The organism is Microbulbifer sp. SAOS-129_SWC, assembly GCF_039696035.1.
GTDB lineage: Bacteria > Pseudomonadota > Gammaproteobacteria > Pseudomonadales > Cellvibrionaceae > Microbulbifer.
The window spans coordinates 1,063,445-1,077,645 of sequence record NZ_CP155567.1; the positions used below are offsets into that span (position 1 = coordinate 1,063,445).

The window sequence follows — 14,201 nt, forward strand, 5'->3', positions numbered from 1 at the left end:
TCGTCATGGCTGGACATGTACTCCCATATAACCTGCCGCATGGTAGCATGGGCGGCATCAAAGCCGCCTACTGCCAGGGGCCTTTACCCAGGGGAAAGACCTGACGATTTCTATGCACGAAGACTTCACCCGGTTACTGAAAGACTGGAAGAACGGCGACAAATGCAGCGCGACCAGGCTGGGGGAGCTGGTTTATAGCGAGCTGCACCGCCTGGCCAGTATTTCCATGCGCGGCGAGCGCAGTGATCACACTCTGCAGCCCACAGCCCTGGTCAACGAGGCCTTTATTCGGTTACAGGTGGCACAGGTGGAATTCGCCGATCGCTGCCACTTCTATGCATTGGCAGGCCGTATGATGCGCCGTGTGCTGGTGGATCATGCCCGCAGCACCCAGCGTGAAAAGCGCGGTGGCGGGGTGGTCCATGTTTCCCTTCAGGCGACGGAGGTCGAGCCGGAGGTGGACAATACGCAGTTATTGGAGCTGGATGATGCGCTGACGAGCCTTGCGCGGCGCGACGCGCGCAAGGCCGAAATTCTGGAACTGCAGTATTTTGCGGGCCTCACGGCGAAGGAGATTGCCGAAGTGGTCGGTCTCTCCAGCCGTTCAGTCGAGCGCGATGCGCGATTTGCCCGCGCGTGGTTGGGGCGGGAACTTGCGTTGTCCCGGGCCTGATCACACCGGTCACTTATCTGCATCGAGCTGCATATCTCACCCATTTCACGACTCACCTGCCAATTTAACGCGCTCAATCACTGAGTTGCGTGTCGGTTTTTTTCTGTCGATAGCGCTTTAAGGAAGAAGGGCAGTCCTACGCACAGCACTGAGGAGGACTTCCCGGCGGATAGACGTGCCTGCCAGACCAGGACCACGTTGTTGCCCGCTTCCCGATTGGCTACCTGAATATCCGAGTTGGCAGAATGAACAATAAGACACTTTTTGGGCGCGGCGCGGCTGCGATACGAGCAGGGCTGTTGGCGGCGATGCTGTTTCTCACCGGCTGCGGGGGCGGCGGTGGAGGAGGCGGTTCCACCTCGCAACCGGATCCTGTCGCCAACCCCGATCCGGTCGCTGTGGACCCGGTGGTATTTTCGGCGGGCGGAGTCAAGGGGCCGCTAATTGATGCGTTAGTGAAGGCGTACGGCTTCGACGCGACGCGCGTAGGCTTGCGGAGCCTGGTTCCCATTGCCGAAGGCCGCTCTACCGATGAGGCCATCGCGGTAAAGCTGGAGATCGCGGATGATCCCGAGACGCTAGTGACCCCTTTAATCATCGAGGTGACCTCTGACGCGCTTACCCAGGATCTGACTTCCGGGAAGGCGCCGGTGATTACCACTCTGCGGACCGCCGTCACCGCGGAAGCGCTAGACCGGCTGCGCCAGGGGCACGCGATCTATGCAACGCCGCTATCCACCGCCGCGGTGGATCTGGCGGTTGCGCTCAGCGGCAAGAATCCCAGCGCAGCCACCTTTGCTGAGAATCTCGCGCTGGCTGCCGAAATGGTACGCGCGACACTCGGCTTCGGTATGGCCGAGACTTCCGAACTATATCTTTCTCCCGCGGTACTGACCGCACAAGCGACTACCCTCGAAGACCAGTACCGAGTAGCAGAAGTCCGGACGGCGGCCGAAGCACTGACCGCACTGGTTCTCGAAATCCGGAAAAGTATCCTCGGCATCAAGCCGGGCTCCACAGTGACTACTGATCAGATCCTGGCAGCGCTGGCGGAGGACCTGCTGGATGGCAGCCTCGATGGCACCGTGTCCGGTGATATATTACCGGCCCTGAGTTCGGTGCCGGATCTGGTAACGATCCTGACGATGGACCCGGCGACGCTCAAAATTCCCGGTGTCGACACGGGGCTGGGCGATATTGAAATGGTGCTTGCCGGCGAAGCGGATCTCACCTGCCAGTGCGACGGGGCAACCGTCAGCCAATTCCTCACCGATGGCACTGCGGACTTTTCTGCCGCTCCGGCTGTTGCCGTCGTTGACAGCAGGATCACCAAAGATTCCTTTCCCCGTGTGGTGAGTGCAATTTCCAGCAGCAATAACAGCGTGCTACTGACGTTCAGCAAACCCATGGACAAGGCCAGTGCGGAAATCCCTGCGCACTATTCTATTGCGCAGTCCAACGTCAATGCCGAAGTCGGTGCTTTGACCGTAATGAATGCGCTCATGCTTGATGACACTTCTGTGGAACTGACAACCTCACCGCAAAACGAGGTCGCCTACTCGGTGCAGGTCACCAATGTGCGCGATATCGATGGGCGTCAGATTGAAGTGGTCAGCAGTTCGGCAGGGCAGACGGTGCTGTTTAACCGCGCGGAATTTGCCGGCACGCCGCCCAGTGTCCATTACGCCTGTAGCAGCGATGCCTTTGGAGACCTGGCCGGCACGGCATGTAGTACGGATAGCGACTGCTGGGACCCTGCCGTCGACAGCGGCACCGACCCTCAGCCGACCGCCAGTTGCCAGGTTTCCAGCTCGGACTTTGTCGATACTGACGGCGATGGCATTACGGATGAGAAAGAATCCCGTGGCTATACGGTGTCGATCACTCTCGCCAACGGCACCGTGGAACAGCGCCAGGTTACCAGCGATCCCAATAGCGCTGATACGGACGGCGACGGTATCGATGACCGCGATGAGCTGCGCTACGGCGGCAATCCGCGCGATGCGGATACCGACAGCGACGGGCTGGATGACAACCTGGAATTGAACGTGCTCTATTCCAGCCCCTACAACGCGGACAGCGACGGTGATGGCCTTGAGGATGGGCTGGAGTACGACGGCCTGCAGACCTCGCCGATCCTCGCCGACACCGATGGCGATCAGCTGACCGATGATGTGGAAGTACTGCAGCGCTTTCGCAATCCGCGCATTGCCGACCTGCCAGAACTGGAGCTGGTACCCGGCAACTCCACCATCATCCTTAATGAGACCTATACCTATACGAACTCCTCGGGAGAGGAGGTTTCCACCGAGTCCAGCTCATCGGCGCTACTGTCGACGTCCAGCAGTGACGAAGTACTGACAATTGATCAAACCGTGGAAGAAACGTTGCGCGGGTGGGGCGGAAGTGCCGGAATAAGAGGTGGTAAATCGGATCAGGCATCAAAGCTTTACTTTATACAGGCCGAGGCTTCGGCTCACACAGACTGGAATCTCAATAAGATCCACACCACCGGTGGCAGCGCCACATCTTCGCGCGAGGCACAGCGGGTGCTGGAAAACTCCTATGGCAAGGGCAAGGTGCTGAGCCAGGGGGCCGAGGTCACCAGGGAAGTCAGCGGCGCAACGATCAATGTGGATATCCGCCTGCGCAATCGCGGCAATATCGCCTTCACCGTCAGTGACATCGAAGTGACCCTGTTGCGCGTGCGCCAGGGCAGTCGCGAACTGGAGCCGCTGGCAACCCTGTTGCCGAACTCCGGTACCGGGTCTTTTTCCCTCGGCCCGTTCAATCCTGTGGTCGGGCCGCTGGTCTTCAGCGATGGCGATCTGCCGCCAAGCGTGGCCGAAGAATTACTGCGTAACCCCGGCGGCATCGTGTTCCGCATCGGTAATTATACGATTACCGATGAATACGGGCGCCAGTTCAATTATATCAATCAGGAGGTACAGGACCTCACTGCCAGCCTGGTGATCGACTACGGCTTTGAGGGGGTTGAGCGCTACCAGCTCGCGGCGTCCGCCGTGCAGGACTTCAGCACCGGAAAAACTCTGGGTGGCTTCGATGCCGGGGGGCAGCCCAGCGGCCTGCCGCTGACGTATCTGCTGGAAAACCAGCTGGGCTGGGAGCGCAACCCGACCACGGCGGACGCGATTGTGGCCGGTATTGAGGGCGTTGCCCAGACCGCGGCCCTCGGCGATGACGTTCAGCGCATTGCCGTGGGGACCCGCGGGCTGGGGATTGGCGAGGTCGTGATCGAGGCCGGTCCCAACGGCCAGCTGGACTCGGTGACCGACCCGGATTCCTATAACCATCCGGCCATTACCCGCGGATTCGATACCAGTGCCACCTGCGGTACCGATTCACCGGTCATTTTCCAGGGCAGCCGGATCTGCAGCGTCGCCAGCCAGTGTTCCTGCACGGCGGAAAACGGCTGTCCGGATGAGGTGCTTGCAGATGCCGAGGCAGACAATCCCGGGTTTGCCAACGCCCAGTGCGATGGCCCGCAGATCATCACCCGGGTGGGTGGCTACCAAAGCCGGCCCGGCTCTTACCGCTGGGTGGCACTGACCAACGCGGATCTCAGTACCAGTGCCGATATCGACAGTGTGGTGATGAAACCCGGGCAGAGTTTCAAGCTGGCCTTTGTGCAGGATCTCGATAAGGACGGCCTGTTCGCCCGCGATGAGTTTATTGCCGGCTCCACTGATAGCCCGCTCAACCAGGAAGACAATATCGAGTTTGGGGATACCTACCGGCGGCCGGTTGCGGGGGAAACCACGGCCTGCGGCTTCGCCGTGCTGCCTGCATTCTGCGGCGCCGAGGCGGACCAGAGTGTGCGTATTCCGCTGGCCGATTCGCGCGATACGGATCGCGACGGCATGGAGGATTTCTACGAACTCAATATCGGCTGGGAGGTGGCTGCCAATGGCCAGCCGGCCAGGCACGTGTATCCGTCACCGATACTGCGCGATTCCGATGGCGATGGGCTGACAGACTGGCAGGAGCGTGATATCCGCTTCAGTTGCGGGCAGCGGTTTTATACCGCGGGCGACAACCGCCAGGTGGAGGGCGAGTATCGCGGCCCTCTGCGCCAGGGAGAGTTTGCGTTCAGCGAATTTACCGCCGTGGGTTATCCGGCAGGCTACCGGAACCAGCAGACGCTGTATCCGGATCCGTTCGATGGCACCACTTCGCCCAGCGATTCACTGGTGGGTGACGATCTGCTCAGTCAGATGCTCGACTACGTCGACAGCAGTGCGTTGCTGTATCGCGACAAGGTCGCACCCTACTGTGTGCCCGATGTGCCGGATCCGACGACAGTCGATCCCGACGATTATGTGAGCCGTGCGGCGAGTCTGGACCCGGAGAGTACGGATACGGACGGTGATGGTGTCGGTGACGGCAAGGAACTGATGGGCTATGACGTCGGTTTGGCCATGGTCGCCAGCGCCGACTTTGCCGACTTTGTGACAGACGGCGATCCGGTGGAGTTCAGCGCGCAGGGCGACGACATACTGCTGCGCGAGTTCAGTAATACCATTGTCGTTCACGATGTGATTTTCCTGCCGGGCCCTAACGGGATCTTCGATGCGGATTACGCTGATCTCTATCGACGCAAGCAGATGATCGATGGGTCACTGCATTTTGATGTGACACTGCTGGATACCCGGCAGCCGCAGCGCATTCGCAGTAACCCGCTTTCCGCCGACAGTGATGGCGACCTGTTGTTCGATGGCGCAGAGCTGGCACTGGGCACTAACCCCGTGCTTGCCGGGGATGTGGGCGAGCTCAAGGACAGCGACAGCGACGGTGTCTTCGATGTCGACGAGAGTCGCGGCCTGATGATCTCGGTCAATGGCGGAACCCCGTTTGTCGTGCGCTCCAACCCAGCGCGTTCCGATACCGACGGCGATGGCCTGCCGGACTTCGTCGAATATCAGGTGGGCAGCAACCCATCCAATGGGGATACCGATGGCGACGGCCTCAGCGATTACGACGAGTTCAGTGCGGGCCAGTTCAGCCAGTATGCCCCCTTTGTTGATCGCTTCAGTAATTTCGTGCTGGACGCTGCTGATTCAATGAAGACCGGGACACTGCTGAACCTGAGGGACAGCGACGATGACGGTCTGGACGACGGCGCAGAGCTGGCCGGGTTCAATCTGGTCACCCGCGAGGACGGACTGGCAGTAGCGCTATCGGTGAAAACCAATCCGTTGAGCGCGGATACGGACGCAGATGGTCTCACCGACCAGGTGGAATTAACCTCGGCCATTTATGGCGGCACGCCACCGTTGATGACCAATCCGCTGAAGGCGGATAGCGACGGCGATGGTGTGGGCGATGCGGATGAGGTGGCCAATGGCACCGATCCTCTGGAGCCGGACAGGAAGGTGACCGTCCGCTTTTATGAGATGAGTCTGTATGACAGTGAAGAAGCTAGCGCCGATTGGGACTGGCTGCTGCGTATTCAGGATCCGGGTGCACTGGCACCGGGTGAGGTGGTGAATACAGACGAGGAATATATCCAGTCGCCATTGGCCTGCGTTAATTGTCGCTATATCGGCTATCCCCAGGCCTACGATCCCCCGGTGGTCAGCCCGCTGTCTGGCGAATACGGTTCCTATGGCTGGATCGAGGATCCCAACGGGGACCCTAACGGGCCGGTAAAATACATCACTGGCTATATCGAAGCGGATCAGGTGGGTTATATGTTGCCGAAGCTGGGCAACAGCGCCTCCAAGACTTTTATTGTACGCGAGGGACAGAGCTTCTCCCTCAGCGGAATACTGATGCAGGCGGACCTCCCAAATGGTCACGGGGCCATACCAGTGAACTACAGCTGTATTTCCGAGTTCACCGAAACCTATGCCTACAGCGATATAGCGGCCCTGCCATTGATCCAGGGAGAGGCCGATCTCTCTGAAGGTAACTGCGTCAGCTCGGTACGCTATGAAATCTATATCGGCCAGTAAGTTTGCGTGATGGTTGAAAAAGAAAAGGCCCGCATTGCGGGCCTTTTCACGTTTGGGTAGTGCGCGAAAGTTTAGCGACTTTCGCAAGTACTTCCGCTTAGTCCATATAGCTCTCAACCGGCGGACAGGAGCAGATCAGGTTGCGGTCACCGTAGACGTTGTCGATACGGTTGGACGCCGGCCATACCTTGTGCGCTTTCAACCACGCGGCCGGGCGCGCGGCGACTTCGCGGGAGTAGGCGTGGGCCCACTCGTCGGTCATGACGTCGTCCTGGGTGTGCGGCGCGTTGTGCAGCGGGTTGTCTTCGGCGCTGTACTTGCCATTGATCACGTCTTCCACTTCCTGGCGGATGGTGGCCATGGCCGTGACGAAGCGATCCAGCTCTTCCTGCGATTCACTCTCGGTGGGCTCGATCATCAGCGTGCCGGCCACCGGGAAGGACATGGTGGGCGCGTGGAAGCCGAAGTCCATCAGGCGCTTGGCGATATCTTCCTCGGTGATGCCGCTGGCCTCCTTGAGCGGGCGCAAGTCCACCAGGCACTCGTGGGCGACGAAGCCGTTGCTGCCGGTGTACAGCAGTGAGTAGTGCTCGCTGAGTTTCTTGGCCACGTAGTTGGCGTTCAGGATCGCCATCTCGGTGGCCTGCTTCATGCCCTGCTTGCCCATCATGCGGATATACATCCAGCTGATCGGCAGGATGCTGGCGGAGCCCCAGGGGGCCGCGGAGATGGTGCCGTTGACCGGATCGGTCTCCGGTACTTCGGTCACCGGGTGGCCGGCCAGGTAGGGTTTCAGGTGTTCGCCGACCGCAATCGGGCCCATGCCCGGGCCGCCGCCGCCGTGCGGGATACAGAAGGTCTTGTGCAGGTTCAGGTGCGAGACGTCGCCGCCGAACTGGCCCGGCGCGGCCACGCCGATCAGGGCATTCATGTTGGCGCCGTCGATGTACACCTGGCCGCCGGCCTTGTGCACAAGGTCGCAGATCTCGCGAATACCTTCCTCAAACACGCCGTGGGTGGACGGGTAGGTGACCATCAGCGCGGCGATGCGCTCGCCGTGTTCTGCGATCTTGGCCTTCAGGTCGTCGACATCGACATTGCCCTTGTGATCGCAGGCCACCACGACCACTTTCATGGAAACCATCATCGCCGAGGCCGGATTGGTGCCGTGCGCGGAGGCGGGGATCAGGCAGATATCGCGCTGGGCCTCGCCTTTGGCCTCAAGGTATTTCTTGATCGCGATCAGGCCGGCGTACTCGCCCTGGGAGCCGGCGTTGGGCTGCAGGCTGACGGCGTCGTAGCCGGTACAGGCGGCCAGCATCTGTTGCAGCTGCTCGAACATCGCCGCGTAGCCTTGGGCCTGGTCGGTGGGGGCGAAGGGGTGCAGCTTGCCGAATTCCGGCCAAGTCACCGGGATCATTTCCGCGGTGGCGTTCAGCTTCATGGTGCAGGAGCCGAGCGGAATCATCGAGTGATTCAGCGCAATGTCCTTGGCTTCCAGGGACTTCAGGTAGCGCAGCATCTCGGTTTCGGAGTGATAGGTATTGAAAACCGGGTGAGTCATGAACTCGGTGTCGCGTACCAGTGAATTGGGTACGCCCTGCGGGCCCTTGGCGGCAATCTCGCTGTCCAGCGCGCGCAGGTCGAGGCCGTGTTCGGCACCGGCGAAGACATCGAGCAGGTCGGAGACGTCCTGCAGGGTGGCTGTCTCGTGCAGGCTGATGGCGAGGGCGTCGTCGCCCACTTTGCGCAGGTTGATTTCCGCATTCAGGGCGCGCTGGTAGATCTCGCCCTGCTTGCCGGCAGTGGCGACGGTCAGGGTGTCGAACCAGCTGTCGTGGGTCAGGCTGAAGCCCTTCTTCTCCAGGCCGGTGGCGAGGATATCGGTCAGGCGCTGGATGCGCGCGGCGATGGTCTTCAGGCCTTCGGGACCGTGGTAGATGGCGTAGAAGGCGCTCATCACCGCCAGCAGTACCTGGGAGGTACAGATGTTGGAGTTGGCCTTTTCGCGGCGGATGTGCTGCTCGCGGGTCTGCATGGCCATGCGCAGCGCGCGTTTGCCCTTGCTGTCCACGGACACGCCGATGATACGGCCCGGTGCGGCGCGCTTGTAGGCCTCGCGGAAGGCGAAGAAGCCGGCGTGCGGACCGCCGTAACCCATCGGGATACCGAAGCGCTGGTTGCAGCCGACCACGACGTCTGCGCCCATCTCGCCCGGCGCTTTCAGGGCCACCAGACTCATCAGGTCAGCGGCGACGGTCACCAGGCCGTTGGCCGCGTGTACCTTGGCAATGAGGTCGGTCAGGTCGCGGACCACGCCGGTAGAACCCGGGTACTGCAGCAGGGCGCCGAAAAGTTCATCCGGCAGGTGCTGTTCCGGGGTGCCGACGATCACTTCAAAACCGAAGTGTTCAGCGCGGGTTTTGACCACGGCGATGGTCTGCGGGTGGCAGTCGGCGTCGACAAAGAACACGTTGGACTTGTTGCGCTTCACCTGGCGCTTGCACATCGCCATGGCTTCGGCCGCTGCGGTGCCCTCGTCGAGCATAGAGGCGTTGGCCAGATCCATGCCGGTCAGGTCCATGATCATCTGCTGGAAGTTCAGCAGGCCTTCCAGGCGGCCCTGGGCGATTTCCGGCTGGTAGGGAGTGTAGGCGGTGTACCAGCCCGGGTTTTCCAGCACATTGCGCAGGATGACATTGGGTGTAATCGTGTCGTGGTAGCCCATGCCAATGAAGGTGCGGTAAATTTTGTTGCGTGCCGCCAGGGACTTCAGCTCCGCCAGCGCTTCCTGCTCGTTGGCGGCGTCGGCCAGGTCCAGCTCATCCTGTTTGCGGATCGACGCGGGAACGGTCTTCTCGATCAGCTCATCGATACTGGATACGCCGAGGGCTTCCAGCATCGCCTGAACCTGGGCGCGGTCCGGGCCGATGTGGCGGTGGATAAAAGCATCGTGTTGTTCCAACTGCTGGAGAGATGGCTGGGTCATAAACTTCGTTCCTGTGATCGCAGGGAGTCGTCGCTGCAGTGGCGCTCGCGGTTAACAGTAGCACCAGTATTTATCGGCCGGTTACCGACCACCTTCGCTGCACTCCGGAGTGGTGAACTGCGGTCGCGGGCGGAAGGAGGCGGGCGGGGCTGTGGCCGGGGGCCGCGCCCGATGAATCGGCGCGCATCTTAGCAATCGCAAGCGATGTCGGCAATCGGCCCGATTTCGGCGTCAATTGTGCTATTTGGCGTCATAACTTGTGAGATATATCCTGTTTTGACGCTGATGGCGCAATTTTGTTTTGTTGATGTTGGGCCCTGGCCCGCCCCTGGCCGGAGTTTAAACCATACTCGTTGGCATCGTGCCTGGAGCGGGCGTGCGGATTCAGTGCGCCCGCCCAGCGCCGCCACATCGCCGGTCTGGCGCGGGGTGAGGCCTACAGGGGGGATTTGTACGCCATTTACCCGCTGATCGCTATTGCTGTCGTTCGCGGACTCACAATAACGAAAATGCCTGGGGATCTGTTTGGTGCGCCTCGCCTGCCGACTGTTGCTGACACTGCTGCTCCTCGCCGCCGGGTCCGGTCGCGCGGATGGCGAGCGGTATGTGTTCGTCGTGGTCAGCGGTCGCGAAGTGGATGCCCTGGACCGGGAGACGCTGCGTGCCATTTACTCCATGCGCCTGCAGAGCTGGGAGGACGGCAGTAGAGTCCGGGTTTTCGTGCTGCCGGACGACGACGTCACCCATCGCCGGTTTGTCCGCGAAATTCTGCGAATGTATCCCCACCAGCTGCGCCGCAGCTGGGACAGGGCGATCTGTTCGGGCATGGGCGAAGCCCCGCAGGTCGTTGCTTCCGAAGAGGAAATGACCCGGCAGCTGATCGCCACTCCCGGTTCTATCGGTTACCTCAGCGCGGACCCGCGAGATAAGCGGTTGTATACGGTTGCGATCAATGAGTAGTCAGCGTCGTTTGGAGAGGGTCCGGCGTTGCGGGAATGGGCCATGCTGGCGGGGGCGGTGAGCTACCGCCTCTGATTCGTCGGTGTCGCGGACGGGTATTTGGAGTACAAACCGGGAGTTGCAACGGAAATGCGATTACACAGCCTGAGGGTAAAAGCCAGTGTCTTTTCGCTGCTGCTGATTGTGGCGATGTGCCTGTTTTTTATCTTGCTAGGCAATGGCAGCCTACAGTCCCTGTTGGAAAAAAATCGCAATAACCGCTATCTCACCTATCAATACCAGATTTCCGGTCTGCTCAACCAGTCCCGCGAGGACCTGATCCAGCTTGCGGACCTGATTGTGCTGTGGCGCGACGGCGCTTCTGCCAACCCGGCCATTCTGCGTGGTCTGTTCGATCGCCAGTGGGAGTACCTGCGGATGAGCTGGGGGCTGGAATCGCTCAAACTGTATACCAGCGACAAAAAGCCGCCGATCTATTGGGGCGATACCACCCGGCGACTGACCCCGCAGCAGATTCGCGAAGTGATCATCAGTGGCCAGCCGCTCGAAAGCGTGCACTGTGAACAGACCTGCGTACAGAGCCTGGCGGTGCCGGTAATCGCCGGCGACGATACCGATTATGTGCTGCAGGTGGATCGCTCTCTGGCCGACGCGCTGCTCACCTTCCGCCAGATTACCGGTTCCGATATCGGCATTCTCTCTGGGGTGCACCACACGCCGGCGTTCCACAACAGCGACTACATCGAGGGCTGGAATCGCAATGTGATTGCGCTGACCTCCAAGGACATGATGATGCCGCTACTGCGCCAGGTCGCCACCGAGCGGGAACAGTTACCGGGCCTGGATGTTGCCAAGACCTACGTATTCGGGCAGAAGCATTTCGATATCAAAAGCCTGCCGGTCGATACCGAGAATGGTAGCGGCGCACGCTTTATTATCATCGACGACGTGTCCGACCAGGTGGGGCACATCAGCGAATCCCTGCAATTGCTGCTGCTCTTTTCGGTACTCGGTGCGCTGATTTTCATCAGTGCCATTACCAGCATGCTGTGGCGGCCGATTCTTCGCCTGCGTCGCCTGGCGGAGGCGCTGCCGCTGCTCAGCGAGGGCAAATTCGACGAGGCGCGCAGCCTGATACGCCCGATATCCAAACGCAGTATCCACTACGACGAAATCGATGTGCTCGATTCCACCGGCCTGACGGTGTGCGACCAGCTGGAGGTGATGAAGGAGATCGTCTCGCAAAACACGGCCGAGCTTGAGCGTATCGCCATGTACGACACCCTGACCGGCCTCGCCAACCGGCACAATATTGTCGAGACGCTGAAAAAATACCTGCATAGCGGCCATTTCGATCAGGGTGCCGGCTACCTGTTTTTTGTTGACCTGGATGATTTCAAGCAGGTCAACGATTCCCTCGGCCATCAGGGCGGCGACGACCTGCTGCGGGTAGTGGCACAGCGCCTGGTGAGCGTCATGCGTTTTGGCGATATCGTTGCACGCCTGGGCGGCGATGAGTTCTGTGTGTTCGTGCGTTCCCTGTCGGGCGCCGGCACCTACCGGACCCTGGCGGAGAAGATGTTGAGCATCGTTGCCGAGCCGGTGCGCATTGGTGACGATATGGTGCGCGTGACACTGAGTATCGGCATCGTCGCCATTCCCGAACACGGCAATACCCTGGAAGCGATTCTGCAGAAAGCGGATATGGCCATGTACCATGCCAAATACCGTGGCAAGAACAACTTTCAGCTCTATTCGCCGGATCTGCCCGGTATCGAGCAGATCGCCGCCGAACATTCTGATCCCGGCAAGCTGGAAGTGGTGGCCAGCTACGACGGCCGCAGCTGAGCGCGGCGGCCGTTGCGCCGCGACAGCTGCCGCTGGTGCGGCGCCTCTTCAAACCTCAGTGACGCCACCTGCGTCGCGCAGACGCCACAATTGGTCTATTTTTAAGAATACCCGCAGCGCTGGATTGAAACACCCAATCGCCCCGGGCAAAAAAGGATAATCGAATCGCGGAAGCTGTAAGCCGGCAGGGATTGTGGAAATCATTCAACATGGCGCAACGGATCTATATCGCCAATGACCAATTGCTGGTCAGTCACCTCTTTACGCTACTCGAGCAGGCCGGTATTCCGGCGTTGATGCAGAAGTCTGTGGTGGATGTGCCTCAGGACGAATGCGGTCCCCTGGCCTGGTATTCGGAACTCTGGATATTGCGGGATCAACAGGTGCTCAGTGCGCGCCGCCTGCTGATACAGGCGCTCGACGGTATCGTATCGGAAGAGATGCCGGCAGCCGTTCCCGAACTGGTTGCATTGCGGCAACTGGTCGCACTCGCCCCCTTATCGCCGCCGCCTCCACCGGCGGAAATCGCCTGAAATGCATCGATAGCCAGTTATTCCCCTTTCCCCAGAAATGGTTGCAGGCAGCGCGCCAGCTGCCGCTGTAGCGGCTCACCTCCCTGAATCCCCTGACCCGTCAGGCGCGACTTGTCCAGCTGGCAGTTCTGCGGCCGCGGTTCACTGAACTGCGGCGCGCTGTCACCGCGGAGGTGGTCGGCCTTCAGGCCGCAGGCATCCGCGACCAGGTGCGCCAACTGGAAGCGGGTGCAGGGCGTATCGCCACTCCACTGATAGATACCGCCGAGACGGATGCCACTGGTGATTTTCAGCAGGCACTGCTCCAGTACCGCGGCCACCTCTTCCACGCTGGTGGGGAAACGGATCGCCCAGTCATCCAGCGTGGCGGGCGCGGGGTCGCGCACGGTATCCAGCAGCGCGGTCACTCCCGATTCACTCAACCGCTCCACCGGACCGAACAGCCACGGCAACCGCAGTACCCAGTGATCGCCATTGGCCAGCACCGCCCGCTCGCCGGCGAGCTTGCTGCGGCCGTAAAAGTTGACCGGGTTGGGGGTATCGTCGGCGGAGTAGGGCGGTGCAGTGCCGTCGAAGACGTAGTCGGTGGAGATATATACCAGTTGCGCGCCGGCCGCGCTGCACTGCTGGGCGAGCTGCGCACTGCTATCGACATTCAGTGCCCAGGCGGCGTCGGGCTGCTCGGCGCAGCGATCCGGCCAGCGCTCGGCGGCGCTGTGGATGACGATATCCGGGCGCAGCTGCTCCAGCGTCTGTTGCAGCTGTGTACCGTCGTTGAGATCCAGTTTGATCAACCGGTCGCCGGCGCGCGAGTAGGCAGTGCCGGTCACGTTGAATGCGGGGTTTGCATCCAGCTGTTTGAAGACACTGCGCCCGAGCAGACCGGAGGCGCCGGTGATCAGAATATTCATGGTTTGTTTCTCATCGTGCCCGCAGTGAAGTTGTTGCGGAGTGCCTGAGGTCTTGAACTACATCAGGGTACCGCAGCAATGGCCGTAGGGGCGAACCTTGTGTTCGCCCTTTTTCGTTTTGCGCGCTGTAGGCTAAGTTCTGGTTCCGCAGTGCTCTGTTTGGGCTTCGCGGCGGCAAACCACTGGGTGTACCATTTCGAAATCGGGCTAGGCGCCCCTTCAATACATCACATCCCTGTGCGCTCTGGCGGCGACGGTCCGGCCGTTCCATGCATTCACGGCGCCTTCGGCCCTGTCGCCGACGGTTTCGAA

Annotated in this window: 7 protein-coding genes; 5 read left to right on the forward strand and 2 right to left on the reverse strand. The window is 60.7% G+C overall.

Going from position 1 to position 14,201, the window contains the following annotated elements; all coding sequences use genetic code 11:
• Positions 1-112 precede the first annotated feature (112 nt).
• Together ABDK11_RS04500 and ABDK11_RS04505 are read left to right on the forward strand one after the other, a co-directional pair.
• The gene (locus ABDK11_RS04500) at positions 113-673 is read left to right on the forward strand and encodes a sigma-70 family RNA polymerase sigma factor (protein ID WP_346839107.1); all 561 of its coding nucleotides are present in this window, start codon (positions 113-115) and stop codon (positions 671-673) included.
• Positions 674-981: 308 nt separating this feature from the next.
• Positions 982-6,648, forward strand: coding sequence for a hypothetical protein (locus ABDK11_RS04505; RefSeq protein ID WP_346839108.1), 5,667 nt, complete (start codon positions 982-984; stop codon positions 6,646-6,648).
• Positions 6,649-6,745: 97 nt separating this feature from the next.
• On the opposite strand, the gene gcvP is transcribed toward ABDK11_RS04505, so the two are convergent.
• A complete protein-coding gene (gene gcvP, locus ABDK11_RS04510; protein ID WP_346839109.1) occupies positions 6,746-9,637 on the reverse strand; it encodes an aminomethyl-transferring glycine dehydrogenase in 2,892 nt (963 codons plus the stop codon).
• 528 nt (positions 9,638-10,165) lie between these two features.
• Between gcvP and ABDK11_RS04515 the strand changes: the two genes are divergently transcribed.
• From ABDK11_RS04515 to ABDK11_RS04525, 3 genes are all read left to right on the forward strand, one after another.
• Entirely contained in the window at positions 10,166-10,597 is a 432-nt protein-coding gene (locus ABDK11_RS04515; RefSeq protein WP_346839110.1) for a hypothetical protein, read from the forward strand.
• Between the two features lie 129 nt (positions 10,598-10,726).
• Positions 10,727-12,445 carry a diguanylate cyclase gene (locus ABDK11_RS04520; RefSeq protein WP_346839111.1) on the forward strand — a complete coding sequence of 573 codons (1,719 nt, stop codon included), beginning with the start codon at positions 10,727-10,729 and terminating at the stop codon, positions 12,443-12,445.
• A 209-nt stretch (positions 12,446-12,654) separates the two neighbouring features.
• Entirely contained in the window at positions 12,655-12,978 is a 324-nt protein-coding gene (locus ABDK11_RS04525) for a hypothetical protein (RefSeq protein WP_346839112.1), read from the forward strand.
• 17 nt (positions 12,979-12,995) lie between these two features.
• On the opposite strand, the gene ABDK11_RS04530 is transcribed toward ABDK11_RS04525, so the two are convergent.
• On the reverse strand, positions 12,996-13,889 hold the full coding sequence (locus ABDK11_RS04530; protein ID WP_346839113.1) for an SDR family oxidoreductase: 894 nt from the start codon (positions 13,887-13,889) through the stop codon (positions 12,996-12,998).
• Between the last annotated feature and the right edge of the window lie 312 nt (positions 13,890-14,201).

Bases quoted from the DNA above. Each gene is read 5' to 3' on its own strand.
- ABDK11_RS04500 (WP_346839107.1), top strand. From the start codon at position 113: ATGCACGAAGACTTCACCCGGTTACTGAAAGACTGGAAGAACGGCGAC.
- ABDK11_RS04505 (WP_346839108.1), top strand. From the start codon at position 982: ATGCTGTTTCTCACCGGCTGCGGGGGCGGCGGTGGAGGAGGCGGTTCC.
- gcvP (WP_346839109.1), bottom strand. From the start codon at position 9,637: ATGACCCAGCCATCTCTCCAGCAGTTGGAACAACACGATGCTTTTATC.
- ABDK11_RS04520 (WP_346839111.1), top strand. From the start codon at position 10,727: ATGCGATTACACAGCCTGAGGGTAAAAGCCAGTGTCTTTTCGCTGCTG.
- ABDK11_RS04525 (WP_346839112.1), top strand. From the start codon at position 12,655: ATGGCGCAACGGATCTATATCGCCAATGACCAATTGCTGGTCAGTCAC.
- ABDK11_RS04530 (WP_346839113.1), bottom strand. From the start codon at position 13,889: ATGAATATTCTGATCACCGGCGCCTCCGGTCTGCTCGGGCGCAGTGTC.